The 26,716-nt window shown below is 64.7% G+C and carries 23 protein-coding genes; 12 read left to right on the top strand and 11 right to left on the bottom strand.

Features of this window, described 5'->3' with window-relative positions; genetic code table 11:
- Positions 1-20 precede the first annotated feature (20 nt).
- Together plsY and dprA are read left to right on the top strand one after the other, a co-directional pair.
- Positions 21-632 carry a glycerol-3-phosphate 1-O-acyltransferase PlsY gene (gene plsY / locus B015_RS0113015; protein ID WP_018428140.1) on the top strand — a complete coding sequence of 204 codons (612 nt, stop codon included), beginning with the start codon at positions 21-23 and terminating at the stop codon, positions 630-632.
- Positions 629-1,765 (top strand): DNA-processing protein DprA, encoded by a 1,137-nt coding sequence (gene dprA, locus B015_RS0113020; RefSeq protein WP_018428141.1) that lies wholly within the window; start codon positions 629-631, stop codon positions 1,763-1,765. The genes plsY and dprA overlap by 4 nt, the downstream gene beginning before the upstream one ends.
- Before the next feature lie 148 nt (positions 1,766-1,913).
- Here dprA and B015_RS33250 read toward each other — a convergent pair whose 3' ends face one another.
- On the bottom strand, positions 1,914-2,138 hold the full coding sequence (locus B015_RS33250) for a hypothetical protein (RefSeq protein WP_157632722.1): 225 nt from the start codon (positions 2,136-2,138) through the stop codon (positions 1,914-1,916).
- Between the two features lie 41 nt (positions 2,139-2,179).
- Here B015_RS33250 and topA point away from each other — a divergent pair, with 41 nt between their 5' ends.
- The 6 genes from topA (at position 2,180) to rpmG (ending at position 9,840) form a co-directional block, all read left to right on the top strand.
- Positions 2,180-4,786 carry a type I DNA topoisomerase gene (gene topA / locus B015_RS0113025; protein ID WP_018428142.1) on the top strand — a complete coding sequence of 869 codons (2,607 nt, stop codon included), beginning with the start codon at positions 2,180-2,182 and terminating at the stop codon, positions 4,784-4,786.
- 6 nt (positions 4,787-4,792) lie between these two features.
- Positions 4,793-7,111 (top strand): ribonuclease R, encoded by a 2,319-nt coding sequence (gene rnr, locus B015_RS0113030; protein WP_018428143.1) that lies wholly within the window; start codon positions 4,793-4,795, stop codon positions 7,109-7,111.
- Between the two features lie 2 nt (positions 7,112-7,113).
- Positions 7,114-7,551, top strand: a complete 438-nt coding sequence (locus tag B015_RS0113035) for a DUF983 domain-containing protein (RefSeq protein WP_018428144.1) — start codon at positions 7,114-7,116, stop codon at positions 7,549-7,551.
- Between the two features lie 73 nt (positions 7,552-7,624).
- On the top strand, positions 7,625-8,365 hold the full coding sequence (locus tag B015_RS0113040; RefSeq protein WP_018428145.1) for an NUDIX hydrolase: 741 nt from the start codon (positions 7,625-7,627) through the stop codon (positions 8,363-8,365).
- Between the two features lie 46 nt (positions 8,366-8,411).
- Complete coding sequence (locus B015_RS30795) at positions 8,412-9,569, top strand: MFS transporter (protein WP_198292899.1); 1,158 nt, start codon at positions 8,412-8,414, stop codon at positions 9,567-9,569.
- Between the two features lie 103 nt (positions 9,570-9,672).
- Positions 9,673-9,840, top strand: coding sequence for a 50S ribosomal protein L33 (gene rpmG / locus B015_RS0113050; RefSeq protein ID WP_018428147.1), 168 nt, complete (start codon positions 9,673-9,675; stop codon positions 9,838-9,840).
- A 63-nt stretch (positions 9,841-9,903) separates the two neighbouring features.
- Here rpmG and B015_RS0113055 read toward each other — a convergent pair whose 3' ends face one another.
- The 4 genes from B015_RS0113055 to B015_RS0113070 all read right to left on the bottom strand — a co-directional run bounded on the left by B015_RS0113055 (position 9,904) and on the right by B015_RS0113070 (position 14,076).
- Complete coding sequence (locus B015_RS0113055; RefSeq protein WP_018428148.1) at positions 9,904-11,175, bottom strand: alpha/beta hydrolase; 1,272 nt, start codon at positions 11,173-11,175, stop codon at positions 9,904-9,906.
- Positions 11,176-11,206: 31 nt separating this feature from the next.
- Positions 11,207-11,935 (bottom strand): alpha/beta fold hydrolase, encoded by a 729-nt coding sequence (locus B015_RS0113060; RefSeq protein ID WP_018428149.1) that lies wholly within the window; start codon positions 11,933-11,935, stop codon positions 11,207-11,209.
- A 365-nt stretch (positions 11,936-12,300) separates the two neighbouring features.
- A complete protein-coding gene (locus B015_RS0113065) occupies positions 12,301-13,674 on the bottom strand; it encodes a PleD family two-component system response regulator (RefSeq protein WP_018428150.1) in 1,374 nt (457 codons plus the stop codon).
- Positions 13,675-13,704: 30 nt separating this feature from the next.
- Positions 13,705-14,076, bottom strand: a complete 372-nt coding sequence (locus tag B015_RS0113070; RefSeq protein ID WP_026227225.1) for a response regulator — start codon at positions 14,074-14,076, stop codon at positions 13,705-13,707.
- A gap of 212 nt (positions 14,077-14,288) precedes the next feature.
- On the opposite strand from B015_RS0113070, the gene B015_RS0113075 reads away from it, so the two are divergent.
- Positions 14,289-14,588, top strand: a complete 300-nt coding sequence (locus B015_RS0113075) for a DUF3572 domain-containing protein (protein ID WP_026227226.1) — start codon at positions 14,289-14,291, stop codon at positions 14,586-14,588.
- Positions 14,585-15,238 (top strand): hypothetical protein, encoded by a 654-nt coding sequence (locus tag B015_RS0113080; protein WP_018428153.1) that lies wholly within the window; start codon positions 14,585-14,587, stop codon positions 15,236-15,238. Before B015_RS0113075 ends, B015_RS0113080 begins: the two co-directional genes overlap by 4 nt.
- A gap of 6 nt (positions 15,239-15,244) precedes the next feature.
- Here the strand turns inward: B015_RS0113080 and folK are convergent, their stop codons facing one another.
- Genes folK through folP form a run of 3 tightly spaced genes read right to left on the bottom strand, consistent with a single transcriptional unit; the run spans position 15,245 to position 16,967 of the window.
- The gene (gene folK, locus B015_RS0113085) at positions 15,245-15,769 is read right to left on the bottom strand and encodes a 2-amino-4-hydroxy-6-hydroxymethyldihydropteridine diphosphokinase (protein ID WP_026227227.1); all 525 of its coding nucleotides are present in this window, start codon (positions 15,767-15,769) and stop codon (positions 15,245-15,247) included.
- A complete protein-coding gene (folB, locus tag B015_RS0113090) occupies positions 15,753-16,112 on the bottom strand; it encodes a dihydroneopterin aldolase (protein WP_026227228.1) in 360 nt (119 codons plus the stop codon). The genes folK and folB overlap by 17 nt, the downstream gene beginning before the upstream one ends.
- A gap of 6 nt (positions 16,113-16,118) precedes the next feature.
- Positions 16,119-16,967 carry a dihydropteroate synthase gene (gene folP / locus B015_RS0113095; RefSeq protein WP_018428156.1) on the bottom strand — a complete coding sequence of 283 codons (849 nt, stop codon included), beginning with the start codon at positions 16,965-16,967 and terminating at the stop codon, positions 16,119-16,121.
- A gap of 154 nt (positions 16,968-17,121) precedes the next feature.
- On the opposite strand from folP, the gene B015_RS0113100 reads away from it, so the two are divergent.
- A complete protein-coding gene (locus B015_RS0113100; protein WP_018428157.1) occupies positions 17,122-17,736 on the top strand; it encodes a DUF922 domain-containing protein in 615 nt (204 codons plus the stop codon).
- Positions 17,737-17,754: 18 nt separating this feature from the next.
- Here the strand turns inward: B015_RS0113100 and B015_RS0113105 are convergent, their stop codons facing one another.
- The 3 genes from B015_RS0113105 to B015_RS0113115 form a co-directional block, all read right to left on the bottom strand.
- On the bottom strand, positions 17,755-18,783 hold the full coding sequence (locus tag B015_RS0113105; protein WP_018428158.1) for an NAD(P)/FAD-dependent oxidoreductase: 1,029 nt from the start codon (positions 18,781-18,783) through the stop codon (positions 17,755-17,757).
- Positions 18,784-18,854: 71 nt separating this feature from the next.
- On the bottom strand, positions 18,855-19,175 hold the full coding sequence (locus tag B015_RS0113110) for a 2Fe-2S iron-sulfur cluster-binding protein (protein ID WP_018428159.1): 321 nt from the start codon (positions 19,173-19,175) through the stop codon (positions 18,855-18,857).
- A gap of 97 nt (positions 19,176-19,272) precedes the next feature.
- Positions 19,273-19,647, bottom strand: a complete 375-nt coding sequence (locus B015_RS0113115) for an Hpt domain-containing protein (RefSeq protein WP_018428160.1) — start codon at positions 19,645-19,647, stop codon at positions 19,273-19,275.
- Between the two features lie 279 nt (positions 19,648-19,926).
- Between B015_RS0113115 and B015_RS0113120 the strand changes: the two genes are divergently transcribed.
- Positions 19,927-26,469 carry a kinesin gene (locus tag B015_RS0113120; RefSeq protein ID WP_026227229.1) on the top strand — a complete coding sequence of 2,181 codons (6,543 nt, stop codon included), beginning with the start codon at positions 19,927-19,929 and terminating at the stop codon, positions 26,467-26,469.
- The last annotated feature ends 247 nt before the right edge of the window (positions 26,470-26,716 follow it).

Here is a 26,716-nt window from a genome sequence, read left to right on the forward strand (position 1 = left end):
GGGGGAGTAGACTTATCTTGATGCCGGATGACATTTTTCCGACGGCTGTGCACGTCCTGATTGCCGCTGCCGTCTTCGGCTACCTGCTGGGCTCGATCCCGTTCGGCTTGCTGCTGACCCGCGCCGCCGGCCTCGGCGATGTGCGCAAGATTGGCTCTGGCAACATCGGCGCAACCAACGTGCTGCGCACCGGCAACAAGAAGCTGGCGGCGGCAACGCTGCTGCTCGACGCGCTGAAGGGCACTGTCGCCGTGGTGATCGCCGCGCGCTGGAGCACCGATGCTTCCATTGCCGCAGGTTTCGGCGCCTTCATCGGCCACCTCTATCCGATCTGGCTCGGCTTCAAGGGCGGCAAGGGCGTGGCGACCTATATCGGCGTCCTGCTCGGCCTGTCCGGGCTCGGCGCCCTGGCATTCGCCGTCACCTGGCTGCTGATTGCCTTCGTCAGCCGCTATTCGTCGCTCGCCGCGCTTGCCGCAGCCATCGTTGTGCCCTTCACTCTTTATATGATGGACATGCCCAAAGCCGCCGGCCTTCTGGCTGCAATGAGCGTCCTGGTCTTCATCCGCCACCGCGCCAACATCTCCCGGCTGCTTTCAGGGACCGAGTCCCGCATAGGCGCCAAGGGATGAACAAGCCCGCCGCCGGCCCGCAACTCAGCGACCGGCAGCGGCTCAATTGGCTGCGCCTCATCCGGACCTCCAATGTCGGGCCGGCCAGCTTTCGCGACCTCGTCAATCGCTTCGGCTCTGCCGAAACGGCCATCGAGATGCTGCCCGAGGTGATGCTTGCCGGCGGCGCCAACCGGCTTGTCCGCATCCCTTCGATTGCCGAAGCTGAAACGGAACTCGAAGCGGCCCGCAGGCGCGGCGCGCGTTTCATAGCCATCGGCGAGCCCGACTACCCCGCCATCCTCAAGCGCATGGACCACCCGCCGCCGCTGCTTGCCGTGAAGGGCAACGCAGCCGTCTTCAAGCTGCCGCCGGTGGCAATCGTCGGCGCCCGCAACGCCTCGCTGGCCGGCATCAAGATGGCACGCACGCTTGCCGCCGAACTCGGCCGCAACGGCTATGCGGTGATCTCCGGCCTCGCCCGCGGCATCGACACGGCAGCCCATCATGGCAGCCTCGACACCGGAACCGTTGGCGTGCTCGCCGGCGGCCTGGACAAGCCCTATCCTTCCGAAAACATCCCGCTCTGCGAGGAGATCGCCGAACGCGGCGCCATCGTCTCGGAAATGCCCTTCGGCTGGGAGCCCCGCGCCCAGGATTTTCCGCGCCGCAACCGCATCGTTGCCGGCATGGCGCTTGGGCTCGTGGTGGTGGAGGCGGCAAATCGCTCGGGATCGCTGATCAGCGCCCGGCTGGCGGGGGAAATGGGTCGGCTGGTCTTTGCCGTGCCGGGCTCGCCTCTCGACCCGCGTGCCGCCGGCACCAACGGCCTGCTCAAGGACGGTGCGACACTGGTCACCGAAGCAGCCGACGTGCTGGAGGCGCTATCGCCGCTTGCCGGCAGCCAGCCCCTGCCTCCAGACAAGTTCGAGGAGCCGCCGGACTTTTCAGCCACGCCCCCACCTGTCGACAACGACCGTGCCCGCGTCGTCGAAGCACTAGGCCCTGTACCGGTCGAGATAGACGAACTGATCCGCCACACCGGGCTGCATCCGGCGCAGATATTCATGATTCTGCTGGAACTCGATCTCGCAGGGCGCCTCGAACGCCACTCAGGCGGACGTGTTTCGCTTGTTTCGCCCGACGAGCGGTAAGCTCTCGCCATCTCGATCAGATAGGCGAGCATGCCGCGGCGCTCGGCCTCGGCCATAAGTCGCAACTGAGCTAGCATCGTCTGGACATAGTCCAGCGTATCGGACCGCCTGCGGGCGGGCGCAGTCTGGTGCATGGCTGTGACTTTCCCTAGAAAGGGCCGCGTGCGATGGTCTGCTCCGCAGCGGCGTGTCGCAAGAGGCTCGGCTCCACCTGCGATAGTGGAAATACAACAAGACCACCAAAGATTGCATCGAAATCATGCACGCAACAACCGGTTGCAATACTGCCCGGCGCACCCGTTTTTGCCCCCTTCCCCTTGACCGAACGAAAAAGGGCGGCCATTTGACGTGCGAATTGAATGAAGTTCGCCACGCCACTGTCTTGCCTGGCGCCTACTGGATAATCAGCCACATATGGACGTCGTTGTCGTCGAGTCGCCTAACAAGGTGAAGAGCATCAACAAGTACCTGGGCAAGAACTACAAGGTTCTGGCCTCGTTTGGCCATGTTCGCGACCTGCCCGCCAAGGACGGATCGGTGAAGCCGGACGAAGACTTCGCCATGTCCTGGTCCGTCGATGGAGCATCCTCCAAGCGGCTGACCGACATCGCCAAGGCGGTCAAGGAAGCCGATGGCCTGATCCTCGCAACCGATCCGGATCGCGAAGGCGAAGCCATTGCCTGGCATGTGCTGGAAGTGCTCAAGCAGAAGCGCGTGCTCAAGGACAAGTCGATCAAGCGCGTCGCCTTCAACTCGATCACCAAGCAGGCGGTCCTGGAAGCGATCTCCAATCCACGCGAGGTCGACCCGCAGCTGGTCGATGCCTATCTGGCACGCCGCGCGCTCGACTATCTGGTCGGCTTCACCCTGTCACCGGTGCTGTGGCGCAAGCTGCCGGGCGCGCGCTCGGCCGGCCGCGTCCAGTCGGTGGCGTTGCGCTTCGTCTGCGACCGCGAGGCCGAGATCGAACGCTTCGTCCGCGAGGAATACTGGCAGATCGCAGCCACTCTCGGCACGCCGCGCGCCGAAAGCTTCGAGGCGAGACTGACCGTCTATGACGGCAAGAAGCTGCAGAAGCTCGACATCTCCAGCCAGGCGATGGCGGACGACATCAAGGCGATGCTCGATGGCGCAAGCTTCAAGACGCTGTCGGTCGAAGCCAAGCCGACCCGGCGCAATCCCGGCCCGCCCTTCACCACCTCGACCTTGCAGCAGGCTGCGTCGTCGCGCCTCGGGTTCTCCGCAAGCCGCACCATGCAGGTCGCCCAGCGCCTCTATGAAGGCATGGAGATCGGCGGCGAAACGGCCGGCCTGATCACCTATATGCGTACCGACGGCGTGCAGATGGCGCCCGAGGCCATCGAGGCCGCGCGTGATGCCATCGGCAAGGAGTTCGGCGCAAGATACCTGCCCGAGAAGCCGCGCCACTACACGACCAAGGCCAAGAACGCCCAGGAAGCGCACGAGGCGATCCGTCCGACCGACTTCACCCGCACGCCGGCCGAGATGCGCAAGTATCTCGATGCTGACCAGGCTCGCCTCTACGAGATGATCTGGAAGCGGGCGATCGCCAGCCAGATGCAACCGGCCGAGATCGAGCGCACCACGGTCGAGATCGAAGCAACCAACGGCGCAAGGACCGCCGGATTGCGCGCCGTCGGCTCGGTCACTCGTTTCGATGGCTTCATCGCCGCCTACACCGACCAGAAGGACGAGGATTCGGAGGACGAGGAAAGCCGTCGCCTGCCTGAGATCCGCGCCGACGAGACGCTGAAGCGCGAACAGGTCAACGCCACCCACCACACGACCGAACCGCCGCCCCGCTATTCGGAAGCCTCGTTCATCAAGAAGATGGAAGAGCTCGGCATCGGCCGCCCGTCCACCTATGTGGCGACGCTGAAGACCCTTGAAGACCGCGACTATGTGAAGATCGAGAACCGCAAGCTCGTGCCCCAGCCCAAGGGCCGGCTGGTCACGGCCTTCATGGAAAGCTTCTTCGAGCACTATGTCGAGTACGACTTCACCGCCTCGCTTGAAGAGAAGCTCGACGAGATTTCGGACGGCAAGCTCGCCTGGCGCGACGTGCTGCGCGACTTCTGGAAAGACTTCTCGGGCGCGGTCGACGAGATCAAGGAACTGCGCGTTACCGACGTGCTCGATGCGCTCAACGAGGAACTGGCGCCGCTGGTCTTCCCCGAGCGCGAGGACGGTTCCAATCCGCGCATATGCCCGAAATGCGGATCCGGCAACCTGTCGCTCAAGCTCGGCAAGTTCGGCGCCTTCGTCGGCTGTTCCAACTATCCGGAATGCGGCTTCACCCGCCAGCTCGACGGCCCCGGCGCCAATGGCGAGAATGGCGGGCTCGAAGACGGCACCAAGGTGCTGGGCACCGATCCCTACACCAATGAAGAGATCACCCTGCGCAGCGGCCGCTTTGGCCCCTACATCCAGCGCGGCGACGGCAAGGAGGCCAAGCGATCCAGCCTGCCTAAGGGTTGGACGCCGGCGACGATAGACCACGAAAAGGCGCTTGCCTTGCTGGCGCTGCCGCGTGACGTCGGCCAGCATCCCGAGTCGGGCAAGATGATCTCGGCCGGCCTCGGGCGCTACGGTCCGTTCGTGCTGCACGATGGCACCTACGCCAATCTCGAGAGCATCGAGGACGTCTTCTCCATCGGCCTCAACCGCGCCGTGACGGTGCTTGCCGAGAAGCAGTCGAAGGCCAAGGGCGGTCGCGGCGGCGGCACTCCGGCCGCGCTCAAGGACCTGGGCGAACATCCAGGCGGCGGCGGCAACATCACCGTGCGCGACGGCAAATACGGCCCCTATGTCAATTTCGGCAAGGTCAATGCTACCTTGCCGAAGGGCAAGGATCCCGCCACCGTGACCGTGGAAGATGCGCTTGCCCTGATCGCCGAAAAAGAGGCCAAGGGCGGCGGCGCCAAGAAGCCGGCCCGCAGTGCAGCCAAGAAACCGGCCGCCAAGAAGCCGGCCGCAAGCAAAGCCAAGAAGAAGGACTGACCGACCTTGGCGCGAAAGATATCCGGACGAAACGCCGGCACCAGACGCGCCGCAAGCGACGAGGTCAGGGGCAAGGACGTCTATCGCCCCTCGCGTGACGAGATCCTCCGCTACATCGCGGAGAATCCCGATCGCAGCGGCAAGCGCGACATCGCCAAGGCCTTCGCGTTGAAGAACGACGATCGCATCTGGCTGAAGCACCTGCTGCGCGAGCTGCAGGACGAAGGCCTGCTGGAAAAGAGCCGCAAGCGGCTGACCAGGGTCGGCGCCCTGCCCCATGTCGCTGTGCTCGACATTTTCGGACGCGACGAGGAAGGCACCTTCCTGGCGCGCGCCTCCGAGCAACCCGATGGCCCGATCGTCGCCGTCAAGATGTCGCGCAACGCAAGCGGCCCGACACCAGGCGTCGGCGACCGCGTCCTGGCAAAGACCTTCCCTATCGAGGACCATCTCGGCGACGAGAACGAGCCCGCCTACACGGCGCGGATCATGAAGGTGTTCGAAAAACGCAGCGACACCACGCTTGGCATTTTCCGCATCCTCAAGGACGGCACCTTCCGCATCGAGCCGGTCGAGCGCCGCCAGCCGGAACTGGTGGTCGACAAGGATTTCCAGAACGGCGCCAAGGAAGGCGACCTGGTCGAGGTGGTGCCCGAACGCGCCAGCCGCTACGGCCTGCCGCGTGCCAAGGTCGTCACGGTGCTGGGCTCGCTGACCAACGAGAAGGCGGTCTCGATGATCGCCATTCACGCCCACGACATTCCCCACATCTTCCCGTCGGAGGTCCTTGCCGAGGCAGAGGCGGTCAAGCCGGCGACGCTCGACGGCAAGCGCGAGGATTGGCGCGAGCTGCCGCTGGTCACCATCGACCCGGCCGACGCCAAGGACCACGACGACGCCGTTTATGCCGAGCCCGATACGGACGAGAAGAATGTCGGCGGCGTCATCGTCACCGTCGCCATTGCCGATGTCGCAGCCTATGTGCGCCCCGGCAGCGCACTGGACCACGAAGCGCTGAAGCGCGGCAACTCGGTCTATTTCCCCGACCGCGTCGTGCCGATGCTGCCCGAGCGCATCTCCAACGATTTGTGCTCGCTGCGCGAGGGCGTCGACCGTCCGGCGCTCGCCGTGCGCATGACGTTTTCGGCGGAAGGCCGCAAGGTCAGGCACTCGTTCCATCGCGTCATGATGCGTTCGGCCGCGCGGCTCTCCTACCCGCAGGCCCAGGCAGCCATAGACGGCATGCCGGACGACAAAACGACGCCGATCCTGGAGACGATCCTCAAGCCGCTGTGGGCCGCCTATGACGTGCTCAAGCGCGGCCGCGACAGCCGCCAGCCGCTGGAGCTCGACTTGCCCGAGCGCAAGATCCTGCTCAAGCCCGACGGCACGGTCGACACCGTCATCGTTCCCGATCGGCTCGACGCCCACAAGCTGATCGAAGAATTCATGATCCAGGCCAACGTCGCGGCCGCCGAGACGCTGGAAAACAAGAAGCAGAAGCTGGTCTACCGCATCCATGACGGCCCCTCGCTCGCCAAGCAGGAATCGCTGCGCGAATTCCTGCAGACGATCGGCCTGTCACTGGCGCGTGGCGCCCAGATGCGGCCCAGCCAGTTCAACGGCATCCTCGAGCGCGTTCGCGGCGAAGACAACGAACAGTTGGTCAACGAGGTGGTGCTGCGCTCGCAGAGCCAGGCCGAGTACAACCCCGACAACATTGGCCATTTCGGCCTCAATCTGCGCCGCTATGCCCATTTCACCTCGCCGATCCGTCGTTATGCCGACCTGATCGTCCACCGCGCGCTGATCGGCTCGCTGGGCCTGGGAGCGGGCGGACTGACGCCTGCGGAGGAAGCACGGCTGGAAGAGATCGCCGGCCTGATCTCGCAGACCGAACGCCGCGCCATGGCGGCCGAGCGCGACACCGTCGACCGGCTGATCGCCGGCTTCTTGGCCGAGCGCGTCGACGAGACCTTCGATGCCCGCATCTCCGGCGTGGTCAAGGCGGGACTATTTGTCCAATTGCCGCAATATGGCGCCGATGGTTTCATCCCCGTGTCATCCTTGGGTGACGATTATTACCACTTCGACGAAGCTGCCCGTTCGCTGTTCGGGGAGCGTACCGGCAAGGGCTACCAGCTGGCCGACCGCGTTCAGGTCAGGCTGGTCGAGATCGCCCCGCTTGCCGGCGCCATGCGCTTCGAGATGCTGACCGAACCGAAGCCACTGCCCGGCTCGAAGCGGTCGTTCCACAAGGCGAAGGGGCAACGCTCGCGTGCCCGCGCCTCCCAGCCGAGACGTGGACCGCACGGCAGGAGATGACGATGGAAGAACAGGTTTTCGGCGGCGGCCGCAACCAGGCTGCCCGGCAGGCCCGTCCGCTTTGGCCGGCGGTCAAGCGCGGCCTGATGGGCAAGTGCCCGCATTGCGGCGAAGGCCGGCTGTTTGCTTCCTTCGTCAAGACGGCGGACCGCTGCGAGGTTTGCCACGAGGAAATCTTTCACCATCGTGCCGATGACCTGCCCGCCTATCTGGTCGTGGTCATTGTCGGCCACATCGTCGTCGGTGCCTTCATGGCGGTCGAGGCCAGCAGCACGCTGTCGATGTGGCAGCATCTCGCCATCTGGGTGCCGCTGACGATCATCTCGGCGCTCGCCCTGCTGCGTCCGATCAAGGGCGCCGTGGTTGGCATGCAATGGGCGCTCTACATGCACGGCTTCGGCGGCGAAGAGGACGTCATCGACGCCCATCCCGAGGCCTGATCAGGCGCTGGCGCAACACGACACCCCAGGCAAGCGCTTCCTTCCACGCCGACATTCCGTTAGGACAGCCGCGATGGATGGCATAAGCAAAGCAGAACTCGACAAGCTCGAAGCGCGCGAATTGGCGCGCAGCGCGACCCCATTGCGGCCGCGCGACGCCGCAACCCTGATCCTGCTCGACCGCAGTGGCAACGATGTGCTGGTGCTCATGGGCAGGCGCCACATGAAGCATGCCTTCATGCCCGGCAAATTTGTCTTCCCCGGCGGACGCACCGACCCCGCCGACAGCCGCATCAGGGTCGCCGACGAACTGCATCCCGACGAGGCGGCCAAGCTCCGGGCCGGCATCGGTCGCGTCAGCGCCGCGCGGGCACGAGCCATCGCGCTGTCGGCGATTCGCGAGACCTATGAGGAGGCAGGCCTGCTGATCGGTCGTCGCGGTTCGTTCTCGACCTCGAAGGCGGACTGGCAGGGTTTTGCCGAGAATGGCGTCGAGCCCGCCCTCGCCCGGCTGCGCTTCATCGCGCGCGCCGTAACGCCGCCCGGACGTGTCAGGCGATTCGACACGCGCTTCCTCTCGGCCTGGCGCAGCGACGTCGCCGTCGAACTGCCCCAGGGCGGCCCGACCAACGAGCTCGAGGAACTGGTCTGGCTGCCGCTGGACGAGGCCATGGCAGCGGACATTCCGGCGATCACGCAATCGGTGCTTGGCGATCTCAAGCAGCGGCTGGCCGTCGACCCCGACCTCACGCCCGGCGCCGAGGTGCCGTTCTACCGCATGATCAACCAGCGCTTCCGCCGCGACATCCTCTAGGGTTTACATGAACGAGACCATCCAGGGGACAGCGGTCACCGAGCGGGTGCATTGGCGGTCGATCTCGGCAGCCATCGCCTCCATCAGCGTCGTCGGCATCGCGATCGGCCTCGGCATCCCGCTGCTCAGCGTCATCCTCGAGCAGCGCGGCTACTCGCCCTCGATGATCGGGCTGAACACGGCCATCGCCGGCATCGCCTCGATTGCCGCCGCGCCCCTGGCGACGCCCATCGCCATGCGATTCGGCGTCGTCTGGACAATGCTCGTAATGATTCTCGCCGGCGCGGTCGCTTTCGTTGGATTTCACTTCGCGCCATCTTTCTGGATGTGGTTCCCGCTCCGTGCCATCCTCCATTTCGCGCTGACCGTGCTGTTCATCCTCTCCGAATTCTGGATCAGCACCTGCGCCCCGCCGCATCGCCGCGGCCTCGTGCTCGGCGTCTATGCCACCGTGCTGTCGCTCGGCTTCGCCGCCGGCCCCTGGCTGTTCTCGCAGATCGGCAGCAGCGGCTTCCTGCCCTTCGGCCTGACATTCTGCCTGGTGATGGTCGCAGCGATTCCCGTGCTTCTGGCGCGCTCGGAAAGCCCCAGGATCGTCTCCGAGGGCGGCAAGAGCGGCTTTTTCCGCTACATCTGGATCGTTCCCACGGCGACCGCCGCCGTTCTGGTGTTCGGGGCGGTGGAGACAGGCGGATTCGCGCTGTTTCCGGTCTATGGCCAGCGTATCGGCTATTCCGAGGGCGAAGCAGCACTGCTTCTGACCATGATCGGTCTCGGCAACGTCATCCTGCAGATACCAATCGGCATGATCAGCGACCGCGTGCGCGACCGCCGCACCTTGCTCCTGATCTGCGCGGCAACCGGCCTTGCCGGAACCCTCGCAATGCCATGGCTTGCCGGCAACTGGCACGTCATGGCGGGCATGCTGTTTGTCTGGGGCGGCGTGGTTGCAGCACTCTATACGGTGGGTTTGGCCCACCTGGGCGCCCAGCTGTCCGGCCGCGACCTCGCCTCAGCCAATGCCGCCTTCATCTTCTGCTACGGCCTCGGCATGATCCTCGGCCCGCAGGCCATCGGCATCTTCATGGATATCTTCGGCCCCAATGGATTCGGCTGGGCACTGGCCATCTTCTTCTTCGGCTACATAGTGATCGGACTGGGCCGGATTGCCGCGAAATCGGGCGTCTCGCGCTCTGAGGCTTGACTTTCCGGGCGCGATCTTTATGTGTCGCGCAGGTTTTCCGCGTCCGGGTCGCATACCCGTCAATGAGGCGGGTGCAACTCTAGACATTTAACGGACGAGAATCATGGCCAAGGCTGCAAATATCAAGATCAAGCTTCTGTCGACCGCCGACACCGGTTTCTTCTACGTGACGAGCAAGAACAGCCGCACGAAGACGGAAAAGATGTCGTTCCGCAAGTACGACCCGGTTGCCAAGAAGCACGTCGAATTCAAGGAAACCAAGATCAAGTAATCTGGTTGCCTTCAGGAATGCCAAACGCCGCCCACCGGGCGGCGTTTTTGCGTTTGGGGCCTGCTACTTCGTCTTCCCCTGCTCGCGCAGTCGCGCCATCACCTTGGCGAGCTGTTCGGGATAATCCGGCGCGAAGGTCCAATAATGCGCGCCTGTCGCCGCTTCGCCGCCGGCCAGGCCACGCTCGCCAGCCGGCAGGTGGTAGAGCAGCGTGATCAGCACGTCGCTGCTGACCCACGGGTCATCATACCAGAAGGTGTGCGAGCCGCTGGAAAGGCCAGGGATGTTCTCCGGCCTCACCCGCAGAAGTTCCGTGCCGTATGATTTGCTGGCATCGAGCAGCCAGTTCGTCGCTTCCGGCTCGAGCTCGCGCATGTCCGGCCGCCCTGCCCTGGAAGCGCGATTGACGACCTGCGACAGCCGAAGCGCGCTGTCGCTCATGTTGACGGCAACCGTCACCCGCTCGGACTTGTCGGCATAGTCGCGCATGTCGTCGACGAAGCCACGGAAATCCGCGTCAGGTGCCGCGTGATAGACCTCGCCCAACCGCGGCCCCATCGCTCCGGGCTGGGCGGCATCGCGCCCGACCATCGCCAGCGCATCGCTGCCGACGGTGGCGCCGGCGCTGTAGGTGAAGACATTGACGTTCCTTGCGTCGGTGTTTGCCGAAAGCAGTTCGACCAGCTTGGCCAGATGGGGCGCAGCCCCAAAGGCGGTCACCATGTCCCTGGAATAGCGCAGGAAATTTTCCGCCGTCGGCCAGACGAACAGCACGACGACCGAATTTCGCCCGGTGAAATGGTGCAGTTGGGCCGCCTGCCCCGCTGCCCGCTCGACGGTGGTGTTGGCGCCATGGACATAGACAATGATGTCCTTGTCTCGGCTTTGGGCGAGTGCGGCGTTGATGGACGCGAACCAGGCCTTGGCTTCCGGCGGCAGCCCGCCTTCGGCGTCCAGGGTCGCCTGCTCGTTCATGCGCTCGAGATGAAGGAACGGCCTCCGATCTTCGCTGGCGCCTGTGGACCATGCATAAATCTTGTCCCAGGTCGTGCCTTGCTCGCCGATGCGGACGGTGGACACCCCTGCCCGCATGTCTAACCCAGGAACCACCGCGTAGAGCCTGCTGTCGCGCGGGCCCACCGGCAGCCGGTTGGTTGCGTAGAAAAGCGAAATCTCCGGATCGGCCAGGGCTTCAGGATTTGCCGAAAACGCGTTGGCCTGCCCCTCGGCAAACACCATCGGCGCCGGCATCAACCGCATCGGCGGCTGGTAGAACGACATGGCCACGGTCGCGGCGGCTGCGACAAGGGCAAAGATACCAACGTAGCGAAGCATTTCTCTCCCCCTTGCCCGCGACGAGGCCTTTTCAGTTGCCGAGCCCGCGGCGCAGCAGTTCGCCGAGGGTCAATTTGTGGTCGAACTCGCCCTTGCGCAGGAAATTCAGCGTCTGGGCGATAACAAGCGGATTGTTCATCATGAAGGTGTGGGTGGTCGGCAGGACGATGTGGTCCTTCATACCCTCGAGCTTGGTGCTCTCGACCGACACCTTGCCGTCGTTCGGACCCTTGAACATGCTCGACAGGAACGGATTGAGCGAGCGGTCGCCGGCAATGATGCCGACCTCGAAATCGGCCGCGCCCAGCTGGTTGGGAACGCTGTTCGGCCCGGTGCCGAGCTGGACACCGGCGGGCCCGTTGACGAATTCGAAAAGCCTCATCGAGCCGAAGACGTCGACCACTTCCGATCCGTGATTGGGCGGCCCGAGCATGACGACGCGGCCCAGGTTCTTCGGCCGGTTGCTCATCAGCCAGGCGCGCACGAGGATGCCGCCCATCGAATGCGTTACGAAATGGATCTTGCCGGCGTCGCCGCATTGCGCCACCGACGCATCGACATAGGCCATGAGCTGGTCGACCGGCGCATCCGTGGACGGGTAGCTGTCGTTGACGACCTTGTAGTCGAACGCCTTCAGCGTCTCTTCCATCAGCATGAGCGACACATCGGTGCGCGACAGGCCATGCAGCATCACCACGCATTCCTGCGCAAAGGCTGCCGGCGAAAACAGGAAGAACAGGAGGACCGCAAGGAAACGCATGGTCTCGACTATCGTCGATTCACCGCAGGTTGCAAGCCTGCGGGATTACACGGCAAGATCATCTTGATTTCGGCGAGAAAGGGGGCCGGTCGGCGTCTGGCAGCGGTACGAGGAGGCCACTATGTGCCAGTGCCGGCCGGCCGACCCCACGGACCCAGGAGATGCGGCGGACCTGAGCATCATGGGGTATCAATCTGGGCAATTCGGCCTGTGCTCCTCGTGCCGACGCCCGTCCTTCTTCTCCTCTACACAGTCGCGCAAGATTACTTGAAAATCAACACTTTCTTAACCACGGCTCGCGAATCGATTGGGTTAAGGTAAACAATTGAGCTTAACGCGACTGCCATTGAATGCGCCCTTTCGGCTTAGGCCGCACGCGCGACCACGCGGTTCCTTCCATGGGTCTTTGCGTCGTAGAGAGCGAGGTCTGCGCGCTTCATCAAACCGGCGACCGTATCGCCGGCTGGAGCCAGCGCCGATACACCGACGCTCACCGTCACCGACACGCTCTGTGTGCCGCCGGCAACCGTAAATGGCGTCTGCTCGACCTCGGCCCGGATGCGCTCGGCGACCTTTTCGGCCAGAACGCCGTCGGTATCCGGCATCACGATGACGAATTCCTCGCCGCCAAATCGGCAAGCCAGATCAATGCCGCGCACGCTCTTCTTGAGGCGGCGGGCGAACTCGCGCAGCACCTCGTCGCCGCCATCATGCCCAAACGTGTCGTTGATGCGCTTGAAACGGTCGAGATCGGTGATCATCAACGACAGCGGCCGCCGCCGTGCAGCCGCACGTTCGACGAGCCTGGGAAGGTGCCTGTCGAGGTAGCGGCGATTGTGCAGCCCGGTCAGCCCATCGGTCACTGCCATCTCGATGGTCTGGCTGACACTCTGCCTCAGTTCGTCATTGTAGCGCTTGCGCCGCACCTGCGTGCGCAGCCGTGCAATCAGTTCCTGGCGATCGAGCGGCCGCACCAGATAGTCGTTGATGCCGAGTTCGAGGCCGCGGATGATGCGGTCGTCCTCTTCCTTTCCGACAAGCAGGACGATCGGCAGCGAACGCGTCCGGTCGAGCGAGCGCAGCTGTGAGCACAACCTCAGCGGATCGAAATCGACAAAGCCGGTCGAGACGATCACGCATTCGAAACCGCCCTCGGCGGCATGGAACAACCCACTTTGCGGATCGGGCGCGATCTGGACCTCCGCGGCTTCGTCGAGCAACGCGCAGATATGGGCAGCCGAAGAGCCCTGCTCGTCGACCAGAAGCACCTTGGGTAAGGGCCCTTGCAACAGATCGGTCCGGGCGACAAGGTCGTCCATGCCGATGTCGTGGGTGGTCACGGCACGCAGGCGCAGTTCGTCGGTCAGCACCTTGAGCCGGACGAGGCTTTTGACGCGGGTGACCAGTTGCAGGTCGTTGACCGGCTTGGTGAGGAAATCGTCGGCGCCGACCTCGAGGCCGCGCACGCGGTCGCTGACATGGTCGAGCGCCGTCACCATAACGATGGGGATGTGGGCCGTCGCCGGATCAGCCTTCAGCCGCCGGCAGACCTCGAAGCCGTCCATGCCCGGCATCATCACGTCGAGCAGCACCACGTCGATCTTGCCGCCTTCGCAGGCGGCGATCGCGTCCGGTCCGTTGAAGGCCGTCAGGACCTCGAAATATTCGGCCAGCAGCCGGACTTCGAGCAGTTTCACATTCGCCGGTATGTCGTCCACGACGAGGATGCGAGCGGTCATGCTGGTACCCTGTGGCAGCCGGCGAGCATGTCAGGCATCGCCAAGATAGGATTTTATGGTCTCGATGAAGCGCGGCACCGAGATCGGCTTGGAGATGTAGGCTTCGCAGCCGCCCTGCCTGATCCGCTCCTCGTCGCCCTTCATCGCAAAGGCGGTGACGGCGATGACGGGAATGGAATGCAGGTCGTCATCCTCCTTCAGCCACTTGGTGACCTCCAGGCCCGAAACCTCCGGCAGCTGGATATCCATCAAGATGAGATCGGGCCGATGCGTGCGCGCAAGGTCGAGCGCCTCCAGGCCGTTGCGCGTGCGCACGGTCTCGTAGCCGCTCGCTTCGATGAGGTCGCGAAAGAGCTTCATGTTGAGCTCATTGTCCTCGACGATCATCACCTTCTTAGCCATCGAAATTTCCGTCCGGATTGCACGCCACGATTCGGCGGCAATCATCGTGCGCACCGACTGCGCACACCAAGCCCGAATCCGACGTTAACTCAAGAACATTACGAAACGTAAAACGCCGGCCCAAATCACGGATCGGCGAGCGGCCTGCTTTGCGGGTTGCCGGATTATCCGCATGACGCTACTCCGGGATCAGGACCGATGGACGAGATATGATGCTGAAGAGCCAACAAAACAGTGAGAGCGCTGAGGCGCTTGCGATCCAGGCGCTCGGCTTCGTCGCGTCCGATCCCGAACTCCTGCCGCGCTTTCTGGCAGTTACCGGCATCGAGGCGCATCAGATCCGCCGCGCTGCCATGGAGCCGGGTTTCCTTGCCGGCGTGCTGCAATTCATCCTTGCCCACGAGCCGACGCTGCTGCGCTTTTCCGAGGCCGTAGGCATTGCGCCGTCGGAAGTTGGCATCGCCGCACGCGCCTTGCCGCTCGGCGGCGAAGACCATGAGCGTTCCATATGAGTGAAGATCCCGAAACCGCGCGCCAGATCGCGGAACTCGCTCGCGACACCCGCCCGCTGCTGGTGCTCGACGTCGACGAGGTGCTGCTCGAATTCATGGCGCCGTTCATTCGCTTTCTCGACGCCCAGGACCTCGAGTTCCTGCTGCTGTCGTTCCGGCTGACAGGCAATATTCTGGACAAGCGCACCAAGGCCCCGCTCGACGCGGAAGCGGTGCGCGGCCTGCTCGACGGCTTCTTCGCGGCCCAGCGCGACTGGCAGGCCGCCGCCACGGGTGCAGCCGAGGCCGTGGCGGGTCTGGCCTCCCAGGCAGAGGTGGTGATGCTGACCGCCATGCCGCATCGCCACCGCGACGTCAGGCGCATCCATCTCGACGCGCTGGGCTTCCCCTATCCGCTGCTCACCACCGAAGCGGCAAAAGGGCCTGCGCTGAAGCAGCTCAGGGGCGACAGCCGCCGTCCGGTCGCCTTTGTCGACGATATCCCGCACAACCTGATTTCGGTGCGCGAAGCGGTCGCCGACGCCCATCTGTTCAATCTGATGGCCTATCGCGACATGCGCCCGCTGCTGCCGCCGTTGCCGGACGACATCATCGTTGCCGACGATTGGTCGCAAGCAGCGCCGAAGATCGCCGCCGCACTGGGCATCTGAAGCTGTTCAGTCGGGCTGGCGGCGCCACCAGTCGCGCCCGGAATCGAGCCTTTCGATGCCGGTGCGGTCCAGTTCGGTCGCCCAATCCGCCGCCGACTTGCCGGCCAGCTTCAGGTCGGGCGCAATCTCCGCCAAAGGCACCATCACGAAGGCGCGGGCTAGCATGCGCGGATGCGGGATTTCCAGCCCGACATCGCTGACATTGCTTTCGCCATGCAGCAGGACGTCGATGTCGATGAGGCGTGGGCCCCAGCGCTCGACGCGCACGCGCTTGAGCTTGCGCTCGACCTCCAGGCAGAGTTCCAGCAGCTCGAGCGGCGAAAGTGACGTCGCGACTTCGGCAGTGACGTTCAGGAAATCGGGCTGGTCGACCTTGCCCCATGGCGGCGTGCGGTGGAGCGACGACACGGCGACGACGCGCGTGCCGCCTTCGGCATCGAGCATGTGCAACGCCGTGGCCATAGTCTTTGCAGGATCGCCGAGATTGCCGCCGAGGCTCAGGAAAGCCCGCTCTTCACTGCGGCCAGACAACGGTCACCTCGACATAATCAAGCACGCCGCGCACTGGCGCATTGGGCTTGCGGACAGTGATTTCCGCCTTCTTGATCTGCGGAAAGCGAGCGCTGAGCGCCTTGCCGACTTCGAGCGCCAGCGCTTCGATCAGGAAGCGCCGCTGCCCGGTGACGATCTTTTCGATCACTTCGAAGGCGACGCCATAGTCGACCGTGCTCTGCATCGAATCCTCGTGCAGCGGACGGTCGGGATCGACGGTCAGTTCGGCATCCACGTAAAAGCGCTGGCCGAGCGTCTCTTCCTCGTCGAGCACGCCATGCCGCGCAAAGAAGGCGCAGTTCTTCATACGGATCAAATACATGTGCGGTCAGTGCCCCGACGGGTTGGCGTTGCGCGCAAGCATAGCATCGGCAAATGCCAGCGCATCCACGTTGATTGCGACATTGTGGACGCGAAATATAGCCGCGCCCTGCATGCGAAGTATGACGCTCGTAGCCGCCGTGCCGGCATCGCGGTCAGTGGCGTCGCGACCGGTGACATGGCCGACGAAACGCTTGCGCGACGTGCCGGCAAGCAGCGGATAGCCGAGTGCGGCAAGCTCGGAGAAACGGGCCATAAGCTCCAGATTCTCCTCGGCTTCCTTGGCAAAACCAAAGCCCGGATCGAGCATGATCTGATCTTCGCCGACGCCCGCGGCATGCGCGATCTCCAGCGAACGGCGCAGGAACAGGAACTGGTCGTCGATGACGTCGGGCAGCTTCTGGCGCTCGCGACCGGTGTGCATGATGACGAGCCCGGCGCCCGTCTCGGCTGCGACCTTGGCGATACCAGGCTCGCGTTGCAGGCCCCAGACGTCGTTGACGATATGGGCACCGGCTTCCACGGCGAGCCGCGCCGTCTCCTCGCGATAGGTGTCGACCGAAATCAGCGCATCGCCCACCTTGGCGAGCTCGGCGATGACGGGGAGAACGCGGCCCTGCTCTTCGGCGGCTGAAACCGGTGCGGCGCCAGGGCGGGTGGATTCACCGCCGACATCGACGATTACCGCACCTTGGCCGATCATGAGCCGCGCCTGCTCGAGCGCGCGCCCGGACGCATCGAAGGCGCCGCCGTCGGAAAAGCTGTCCGGCGTGACATTGAGGATGCCCATGACGAGCGCCTTGTCACCAAAGTCCAGATGACGCCCATGCGCCAACTTCCATCGCCTGCCGGTCATGCCGTCGCCACAAAAGAACTCCAGAGGACTGACGCGACACGAAATATCAACGCTTGCAGCATCAACTCGCCCGTGCGGTCACTTTCTGCGGCACGATCCTATTTCCATTGCGCCGCCATCGCCCCTAACGCAAGGTAGGCCAAGAGGCAACTAAATGAAGCAACTCTTTCTCGCCACCTTCCTTGCGGCAGGATTCTGCCTACCCGTTCAGGCGGCGAACGTTGCCAAGACCTACAGCTATTTCACCGTAACCGGCAAAACCCTCGACGAACTCGAGCAGCAGTTGATGACGCGCGGACCCGAGGTCAAGAGCTCCGGCGGCCGCCATCCGGGCGCCACCCAGATGGAGTTCACCAGCCGTATCGGTTACGCCCCGGTCAAGGGCGGCTGCTCCATCGTCTCGGCGCAGGTGACCGTCAAGGCGAAGATCATCCTTCCGCGCTGGCGCAAGAACAGCAAGGCGCCGCAGGACGTCAGGCTGATCTGGAACACGCTGTCTTCCGACATCAAGCGCCACGAAGAGAGCCATGTGGTCATCGCCAAGAACCACGCCCACGAACTGGAGCAGGCGCTGAAGGCGATCGGCAAGCAGAAGAGCTGCGAGATCGCTGCCGCCAAGGCCAAGGCCACCAGCGACAAGATCCTGACGGCGCACGACCGCGCGCAGGAAGAATTCGACCGCATCGAGGGCATCAATTTCGAAAGCCGGATGATGCGGCTGCTGCAGTATCGCCTGGAGCGCATGGACGCCGCCAAGCTCAAGGGCTGAGCAGCGGTTCGCAAGAAGCTAGTCGGGAACGCCGAGCTTCTTGTGCAGGCTCGTCGACGAGGTCGTGTACTGGAACACGATCCGCTCCTTCGGACTGACGACATGCTTGGCGGCTTGCGTCATCAGCGCCGCCTCATGGAAGCCCGACAGGATCAGCTTCAACTTGCCCGGATACCAGTTGATGTCGCCGATGGCGAAGATACCGGGCTCCGACGTCTGGAATTTCTCGGTGTCGACGGGGATCTGGTTCTCGTGCAGGTCGAGCCCCCATTCGGCCACTGGGCCGAGCTTCATCGTCAGACCGAAGAACGGCAGCAGGCGCGAGCAGGAGATCTTTGTCGCGCCATCCGGCCCATTGACGACGATTGCGCTCAGGCCGCCACCCTCACCTTCCAGCATCGAAACCTGGCCGATGACCAGATCGAGCGCACCGGCGTCGCGCAAAGCGAGCATCTTGTTGACGTTGTCCGGTGCAGCCCGGAAATCCGGCCGGCGATGGACCAGCGTCACGCGGCGCGCCACTGGCTGCAGGTTGAGCGCCCAGTCGAGCGCCGAGTCACCGCCACCGACGATGACCACGTCATGGCCGCGCAGCTCTTCAATGCGCCTGACGGCATAGCGGACGCTTTGAGCCTCATAGGCCTCGATGCCGGGGATGGGCGGGCGCTTGGGCTGGAACGAGCCGGCCCCGGCGGCGATCACCACCACCTTTGCTTCAAACACTTCTTTCTCGTCGGTGGTCAGCCGGAAGCTGCCATCGCCCAGCCTCTCCAGTGAGGTGACCATGCGATTGAAGGTGAAGCCCGGCTTGAACGGCGCGATCTGCTCGAGCAACTTGTCGATCAGCTCCTGCGCGCCGATGACCGGATAACCGGGAATGTCATAGATCGGCTTGTCGGGATAAAGCTCGGCGCATTGCCCGCCGGGGCGGTCGAGAATGTCGATCAGGTGGCAGCGCATGTCGAACAGGCCGAGCTCGAACACCGCAAACAGGGCCACCGGCCCTGCCCCGACAATGACGACGTCGGTCCTGGTGATGTTGCTCAAGGCTTGCCTCGCCGCTCACTACATTGTCGACTGTGCATGACCCCGGAGGTCATGCCAAGCGGACGAAGCGATCAGCCCTGCCGCTCGGGAACAGTTACAACCAGCCCGTCAAGCTCGTCGCGCACCTTGATCTGGCACGACAGGCGCGAATTGGGGCGCACCTCGTAGGCGAAGTCGAGCATGTCCTCTTCCATGGCCTCTGGCTCGCCGACAGCAGGCATCCACGCCTCGTCGACATAGACATGGCAGGTGGCGCAGGCGCAGGCGCCGCCGCATTCCGCTTCGATGCCCGGCACCGCGTTGCGGATCGCGTTTTCCATCACGGTCGAACCGTTCTCGGCCTCGACGTCGAAGCGCGTGCCGTCATGGGCGATATAAGTAAGCTTGGTCATGCTCGTTCCTGAATGGGTCACCCGGCAGATAATCACTCCACCCAGCAAGTCAACTGTCGCGCAAATGCGCCGCTTCCTGTCGGGATCGCGATCGAGGCTATCGGTTGATGGCGGCGATGAAGTCGCGCACCTCTTCGATCAGCCGGCTGAGGCGGCCGATCAGCCTGGCGTCGTCGGGTTCGGCCTCGATCTGAGCGAGGCAGGACGCGATCGGGAATGCGCCGACCCCGCGCGCCGCGCCTTTGAGCGCGTGGCACAAACGCAGGCGCTCGGCGATGTCGGCCGGTCCGATCGCGTCGCGAACCGAAAGCGCCTGATGCACGAACATGTCGAGCACCTCGCGCTCGACATCGCGGTCGTCCATGGTCTGCCGAGCCAGGTGCTCGAGGTCGACCGGACGGCTGTGGGCGGTGCCCGAAGATTCGCCGCCGGGCATGTTGAAGGCTACGGACTCTGTCTCACGCGCACCCATTGAACCCCGCCTCCGCTACTCGCCCAAGGGTTGGTAGCCTAGGCCCACCATGTGGATAACCCGTTAACCCGCCAACCCCAGCAATCCCGCGGAACCGGGCCGATTAATCACTCCAATGTTAACCTTATATTTAAACTTTTACGTATCGGGGAGAATGCATGTTTTCTTTACCCGATTGTGTCACTACGATACGGGCGGTCCATATTGAGCCTCGGACGCGGTCAAAAATAGGACAAAAAGTCCAGTAATTCCGCGTCTTTAGTACAGGGTAGCGAAGGCATGGCGAAAAAATCCACTCCCACAAAAATCGACATGGATGTGGCAAAGGAGCTCGAGGCAGCCCTCGATCTCGATCTGACGGGCGCCGATGACGGTGGCCTGGACATGACGGCATCGATCGACGACTTCGAGGCGCAGATTTCCCAGGCTGCCGCCGAACTGGCTCAAGAGAGCAACAAGCAGAAGCCTGTCGTTGCAGCTGCTCCCAAGCCCGCGCCAGCGCCCGTCAAGCAGGCTCCGGTCAAGCAGGCCATTGCCGAGCCGCCGACCTCGCTTCGCCCGATCGATCCGCCGCGCCCGCTTCAGCCCGAAGGCCTGAAGCCCGCAAATGACGAGCGCCAGAAGGACTACAAGTCGCTCCTGCACAGCCTCAACCGCCGCGCCTCGAGCACCATCTACTGGATGGTCGGCCTCGTATCGCTCGCGTGGGTCGCAGGCGCAGCAGCCCTGGCCGATCGCCTCGTCACGCCCAGCATCTGGGCCATCCGTTCGCTTGACGACGCCCTCGCCCGCCCGGGCCTGCTGATGCTCGTTCTCGCAACAGTCATTCCGATCGCCTTGTTCTGGGCTTTTGCCGCGATGATACGCCGCGCCCAGGAAATGCGCATAGCCGCCCAGTCGATGACTGAAGTCGCCTTCCGTCTCGCCGAGCCGGAAAACATGGCCCAGGACCGCGTCATGATGGTCGGTCAGGCGGTGCGCCGCGAAGTCGCCGCCATGGGCGAAGGCATCGAGCGCACGCTGGCGCGTGCCGTCGAGCTGGAAACGCTCGTCCACACCGAAGTCAACCAGATCGAGCGCTCCTATTCGGAAAACGCCGCCCGCATCCGTTCGCTGGTCGACGGCCTCGGCAGCGAGCGCGAGGCGGTGGTCAGCCACGCCGAGCGCGTTCGCTCCTCGATTGCCGGCGCCCACGAGACGCTGCGCGACGAGCTGGGCTCCGCCAGCGACATCATCCGCGACAGCATCCTGAACGCATCGACCAAGCTGTCGATGACAATCACCAGCTCCGGCGACACGCTGATCGACCGCATCAATGAAGGCGGCATGGGCCTGTTCGAGGCTATCGACAACCGCATGGATTCGATCAGCGACCGTCTGTCGACTTCAGGCGAAGCCTTCGCCAGCCTGCTCGACACCCGCATCGCCAAGCTGACCCAGAGCACCGACGACGTCACCCGCTCGCTGACCGACCTGCTCGACGACCGCACGTCCGGCATGGTGTCGCTGCTCGGCGGCGCAGCCAGGACGATCAATTCCGAGTTCGAGGCCAGCCTTCACGGCATCGAGCGCACCCTGGCCGAGCGCGGCCAGGCGCTTATCGGCGAGTTCCAGACCCGCGCCGAGGCACTTGATACCGGCACCGCCAAGCTCAATGCGGCACTTGAGGCCCGTGCCCGCCAGATCAACGAGACGCTGGTCGAGCGCGCTCGCGAAATCGCCACCACCTTCGTCGAGGGCCGCGACTCGCTGTCGGCCATGATCGACCAGGGCAAGACCCAGATCGGCACCGACCTCGCCGACATCATCACCTCGACCTCGACGATGCTCGAGGCCCGCGCCAGCGATTTCGCCGGCCGCATGGAGGCGGCACGTCATCAGGTGTCGCGCGCCTTCGACGGCGACATCCAGCGCCTGTCGGACGCTCGTGTCGGCATCGAACAGGCAGTCGACGACCACACCCGCAAGCTGTCTGAAGCCCGCGACCGCATGGCTGCAGCGCTCAAGGACGACCTCAGCAAGTTCGCCGAAGGCCGCGCCAGCATCGAGGCCGCCGTCGGCTTCCAGGTGCAGAAGCTCGCCGAAGGCCGCAGCCTTATCAGCCGTGCCCTCGACGAGGACATGCGCAAGCTCGAGCAGTCGCGCCAGGCAATCGACGAAACGCTCGGCGGCCAGTTCCGCCAGCTGGCCCAGGGCCGCGAACAGCTCGCCCAGGCCCTCGTCGAAGACTCCGAGAAACTTGTCCAGGCCCGTACGAACATTGACGAAATGGTCGCCGGGCATGTCGGCAAGCTGGCCGAGGGCCGCTCGATCCTGACGCGCGCTCTGGAAGCCGACCTCAACAAGCTGGCCGACAGCCGCAGCAGCATCGACGGTCTGGTCGCAGGCCAGGTCGAGAAGATCGCCGAAGGCCGCGCCATCCTGGCGTCCGCGCTGGAAAAGGATCTCGACGGCATCAAGGCGCTGGTCGAAGGCCACTCCTCGAAGATCGCAACCGACCGTGCCGGCCTCGCCAAGGCGCTTGAATCAGACCTCGAAGGCATTCAGGCCCTCGTCGACGGTCACGCCACCAAGATGGCCTCGGATCGTGCCGGCCTCGCCAAGGTGCTCGAGTCCGACCTGGCAGGTATCCAGGCCCTCGTCGACGGCCACTCCACCAAGATGGCCTCGGATCGCGCCAACCTGTCGCGCAATCTCGAGACCGACATCTCCGCCGTCCATGGCCTGATCGAGGATCACGCCGCCAAGCTCACCGACCAGCGGGTGCTGCTGTCGAAGACGCTGGAATCCGACCTTGCCAAGCTTGCGGAAAGCCGCGCCGGCATCGACGGCCTCGTCGCCGGCCAGGTCGAGAAGCTGGCCGAAGGCCGCGACATCCTCAGGCGCGCCCTCGAAGCCGACCTCAACGCCATCCAGAACACGATTTCCAGCCAGTCGGAGAAGCTCGCCGGCGACCGTGCGATGCTGTCGCGTGCCCTGGAGGCCGACGTCGACAACGTCAAGGGCCTCGTTTCGGCCCATGCCGAGCGCCTCGTCGTCGAACGCGGCGCGCTTTCCAAGGCGCTGGAAGACGACCTCGCCAAGCTGGCCGAGAGCCGTTCGGGCATTGACGGCCTGGTGGCCGGTCAGGTCGAGAAGCTGGCCGAAGGCCGCGACATCCTCAAGCGTGCGCTGGAAACCGACCTCAACACGATCCGCAACACCATCTCGTCGCAGTCGGACAAGCTGGCCGAAGACCGCGCCATGCTGGCACGTTCGCTCGAAGCCGACCTCGACAGCGTCAAGGGCCTGGTTTCCAGCCACGCCGAGCGACTGGTTTCCGAGCGCATGACGCTGTCGCGCGCCCTGGAAGACGACCTCGCCAAGCTGTCCGAGAGCCGCTCGGGCATCGACGGGCTCGTTGCCGGCCAGGTCGAGAAGCTGGCCGAGGGCCGCGACATCCTCAGGCGCGCGCTTGAAGCCGATCTCGCCCGGATCGACGGCATGATGCTCGGCCAGGTCGACAAGCTGGCCGCCGGCCGCGATGCGCTGACCAAGGCGCTGGAAGCCGATCTCGCCATGCTCAACGAGAGCCGTTCCGGCATCGACGACATCGTCGCCGGCCATGTCGGCAAGCTCGCCGAAGGCCGCGCCACGCTGGCCCGTGCGCTTGACGAAGACCTCGGCAAGCTCGGCGACACGCGCCGCGAGATCGATCTTGCGATTTCCGGCCACATCGACCAGATCGCCGCCCGCCGCGTCGACATCTCCGACGCCATCGCCGGTGACATCGAAAAGATCGAAGAAGCCTTCCGGCGCCAGACCGGCGTCATCGAAGAGCGTACCGGCACGATGGAACGCGCGCTCTCGCTCGGCGTCGACAATGTCCGTGGCGTGCTCGAGAAGAGCGCTGTCTTCGTCGCCGGCGCCCTGCGCGAAAAGGTCATGGAAGTGACGGCTGCCCTGCACGAGCAGGCCGGCCAGGCCTTCACCGACGCCGACCGCCGCATCGCCGAACGCGCCGATCAGACCTCGCAGGCCCTGCTCGCCCGCGCCGAGGACATCGCCCGCGCCTTCGACGACGCCGACGTCAGGCTCGCCGCCCGCGCCCAGGAGACGTCAAGCTCGCTGCTGGCACGCGCCGAGGAAACCGCGGATACGCTGTCGGCCAAGGCCGGCGAGATCGCCCGCACCTTCGACGCGGCCGACCGCTCGCTCATCGCCCGCGCCATCGAGACGGCGGAATCGCTGTCGGCACGTGCCGGCGACATCCTGCGCAACTTCGACAACGCTGATGAACGTCTTGGCATGCGCATTGGCGAGTCGGCCGATGCGCTGGCCGCCCGTGCGGCCGAACTCGGCCGCATCTTCGACACCGCCGACGAGAAGCTCGCCACCCGCATCGCTGAGGGCGCGGATTCGCTCGGCAACCGTGCCGGCGAACTGAGCCGTATCTTCGACGCCGCCGACGAGCGCATTGCCGCCCGCGTCGCCGACAGTTCGGCAACACTCGGCAGCCGCGCCGGCGAGATCGTCCGCAACTTCGAGGAGGCGGACGAGCGCCTTGCGGCTCGTGTCACCCAGACTGCCGACCTGCTTGCCGGCCGGGCCGCCGAAATCGGCCGTACCTTCGAGGAAGCAGACGGCCGCATGGCTGCACGCATCGACGAGACGTCGCAGTCGCTGATCGGCCGCACGTCGGAAATCGGCGCTGCCTTCGACGAAGCAGGCCGCCAGCTCGCCGCACGCGTCGACCAGACCTCCCAGTCCCTGCTCGGCCGCGCCAGCGAGATCGGCCAGGCATTCGACGAGGCTGGCCAGCAGCTCGCTGCCCGCATTTCGGAGAGCACCTCCGGCATCGGCGACCATGCAGCCCAGATCGCCAACGCGTTCGCCGAAACCGAACAGCGCGTGGTTGCCCGCGCCCACCGCACATCGGCCGATCTCGACGCCCGCGCCAAAGCGATCGAGGAAACGCTCGCCAATGTCGACGAGCGCTTGGCTGCCGGCGCACAGGGCGTTGCGGCCCGCATCGGCGAACACCTGTCGAGCGCCGAGAATCGCCTCGCCTACGGCGCCGAAACGATGGGCCAGAAGCTCAACGAGCAGGTCACCCAGGCCGAAGCGCAACTCGTTGCCCGTGCCAATGTGATTGCCGAGACCTTCACGGCCGTCGGCCAGCACATCGGCCAGAGCACCAACGAAGCCGCACGCACCATCGGCGCCAACACGCGTGAACTGAACGCCATGCTGTCCGAGCGCTCGGGCGAGATCGCCAAGATCCTCGACGAGACCGCCCGCCCGCTGGTCGACAGGTTCGCCGAAGGCGGCACCGAGCTGCAGCGGAGCATGGAGTTGGCGACCGCTCGTGCGACCGAAAAGCTGCGCGCCGAAAACGCAGCCCTTGTCGACGCACTCGCCAGCCGCACCAGCGAAACGCTGTCTGCTGTTGAAGGCGCACGCTCGACGCTGGCAGAAAGCGTGGCCGATCTCATCGGCCGCATGTCGGCTTCGAGCTCGCAGCTCGGCGACCTGATCGAACGCGCGGCGCAGAACCTGGCCAGCGTCGACGATCGCCTGACCGGCAGCACCTCGACCTTCGCAGCAACGACGGAAAAGGCCGCACAGACCTTCTCCAGCGCCGCTCGCCTGGTCGATTCGAACACCAACCGCCTGACGGACCTGTCGTCCAGCACGCTGCGCGAAGTGGCCTCCATCGCCACCAAGTTCGACGAGCATAGCCGTCTGCTGTCGAGCGCCTCCAACCTTCTCGCCTCGGCGCAGAGCAACCTCGAGCACACCCTTGAGCGCCAGTCGTCGCTGGAAGACCTCGCTGTCGGCCTGGTGAAGAAGTCGGAGGACCTCGAGCGCGTCATGCAGTCGTTCGAGCGCCTCGTCGGCCAGACGCTGGAAAGTGCTGAAGGCAAGACGATGGAATCGGCCGAGAAGATCCGCGCCGCTATCTCCGACGTCGTCGAAACCGCGACCAAGCGCTTCGCCGACGCCACCGAGGACATGCGCCGCACCGCCGGCTCCATCAAGACCGAGCTCGAAAGCACCCGCGCCGAACTCAAGAAGGGCGTGCTCGACATGCCGGAGGAGGCCAAGGAATCGACAACCGCGATCCGCCGCGCCGTTTCCGAGCAGATCAACGCGCTCAAGGAGCTGTCGGCCATCGTCGCCAAGTCGGGCCGCACGGTCGACGTTTCGGATGCCTCGCTGCGCAACACGCAGCAGCCGGCACCGCGTCGTCCTGCCCCGCAGCCCGAGCATCGCAACGAACCACCTGCTGCGCCTCAGGTGCCGCTCGGTGGTGCAGGCCTGCGCGGCACGCTCGACATCGAGCGCCCGACGGCCGAGCCGCAGCCGGCAGCCCGTGGCGGCCAGCAGGGCGGCTGGGTCCGCGACCTGTTGACCGGCGCATCGCGCGAACAGCAGCCGGCACGTCCGGCAGCCCAGCCCGAGCCGCGTGCGGTCCCTGCACAGCGTTCGCCGCTGCATGTGGTCGAATCGCTCAACTCGCTGTCGGTCGACATCGCCCGCGCCATCGACCATGACGCCTCGATCGAGCTCTGGGATCGTTATCGCCGCGGCGAGCGCGACGTCTTCACCCGCCGACTCTACACGCTGAAGGGCCAGCAGACCTTCGACGAGATCCGCCGCAAGTATCAGTCTGACGGAGAGTTCCGCTCGGCCGTTGACCGCTACTGCGACGACTTCGAGAAGCTGCTGAAGGACGTCTCGCGCAACGACCGCGACTCGATCATGACCAAGACCTACCTGACGTCAGACACGGGCAAGGTCTACACGATGCTCGCCCACGCGGCAGGGCGCCTGAAGTAGGGCGTCGCCCACAGGGCACTGAGCCAACCAAAAAGAGGGCAGCAGGTTCGTACCTGCTGCCCTTTTTGCTATCTGGCGTATCGGCTCGAAACCGGTGCCGATCTGCGGACAGCATGGGCGTAGGGGTCAGACACTGTCAAAACACTCGGCAAGCGCCCATTCGGACGCGCAGCGCTCTAACCTCGAACTGTGCCTGGATCGTACTGGATTTTGGATCGCCGATGTGCCCCGCATCTCGCGATAGGCG

The sequence above is a fragment of the Hoeflea sp. 108 genome (assembly GCF_000372965.1).
GTDB lineage: Bacteria > Pseudomonadota > Alphaproteobacteria > Rhizobiales > Rhizobiaceae > Aminobacter.

Coding starts and splice junctions, on each gene's coding strand:
- B015_RS0113075 (WP_026227226.1), top strand. CDS start 14,289: ATGCTGAAGAGCCAACAAAACAGTGAGAGCGCTGAGGCGCTTGCGATC.
- B015_RS0113060 (WP_018428149.1), bottom strand. CDS start 11,935: ATGCGTTTCCTTGCGGTCCTCCTGTTCTTCCTGTTTTCGCCGGCAGCC.
- rpmG (WP_018428147.1), top strand. CDS start 9,673: ATGGCCAAGGCTGCAAATATCAAGATCAAGCTTCTGTCGACCGCCGAC.
- B015_RS0113080 (WP_018428153.1), top strand. CDS start 14,585: ATGAGTGAAGATCCCGAAACCGCGCGCCAGATCGCGGAACTCGCTCGC.
- dprA (WP_018428141.1), top strand. CDS start 629: ATGAACAAGCCCGCCGCCGGCCCGCAACTCAGCGACCGGCAGCGGCTC.
- B015_RS0113040 (WP_018428145.1), top strand. CDS start 7,625: ATGGATGGCATAAGCAAAGCAGAACTCGACAAGCTCGAAGCGCGCGAA.
- B015_RS0113120 (WP_026227229.1), top strand. CDS start 19,927: ATGGCGAAAAAATCCACTCCCACAAAAATCGACATGGATGTGGCAAAG.
- folB (WP_026227228.1), bottom strand. CDS start 16,112: ATGTATTTGATCCGTATGAAGAACTGCGCCTTCTTTGCGCGGCATGGC.
- B015_RS0113065 (WP_018428150.1), bottom strand. CDS start 13,674: ATGACCGCTCGCATCCTCGTCGTGGACGACATACCGGCGAATGTGAAA.
- B015_RS0113035 (WP_018428144.1), top strand. CDS start 7,114: ATGGAAGAACAGGTTTTCGGCGGCGGCCGCAACCAGGCTGCCCGGCAG.
- B015_RS0113055 (WP_018428148.1), bottom strand. CDS start 11,175: ATGCTTCGCTACGTTGGTATCTTTGCCCTTGTCGCAGCCGCCGCGACC.
- B015_RS0113110 (WP_018428159.1), bottom strand. CDS start 19,175: ATGACCAAGCTTACTTATATCGCCCATGACGGCACGCGCTTCGACGTC.
- B015_RS0113100 (WP_018428157.1), top strand. CDS start 17,122: ATGAAGCAACTCTTTCTCGCCACCTTCCTTGCGGCAGGATTCTGCCTA.
- B015_RS0113070 (WP_026227225.1), bottom strand. CDS start 14,076: ATGGCTAAGAAGGTGATGATCGTCGAGGACAATGAGCTCAACATGAAG.
- topA (WP_018428142.1), top strand. CDS start 2,180: ATGGACGTCGTTGTCGTCGAGTCGCCTAACAAGGTGAAGAGCATCAAC.
- plsY (WP_018428140.1), top strand. CDS start 21: ATGCCGGATGACATTTTTCCGACGGCTGTGCACGTCCTGATTGCCGCT.
- folP (WP_018428156.1), bottom strand. CDS start 16,967: ATGACCGGCAGGCGATGGAAGTTGGCGCATGGGCGTCATCTGGACTTT.
- B015_RS0113115 (WP_018428160.1), bottom strand. CDS start 19,647: ATGGGTGCGCGTGAGACAGAGTCCGTAGCCTTCAACATGCCCGGCGGC.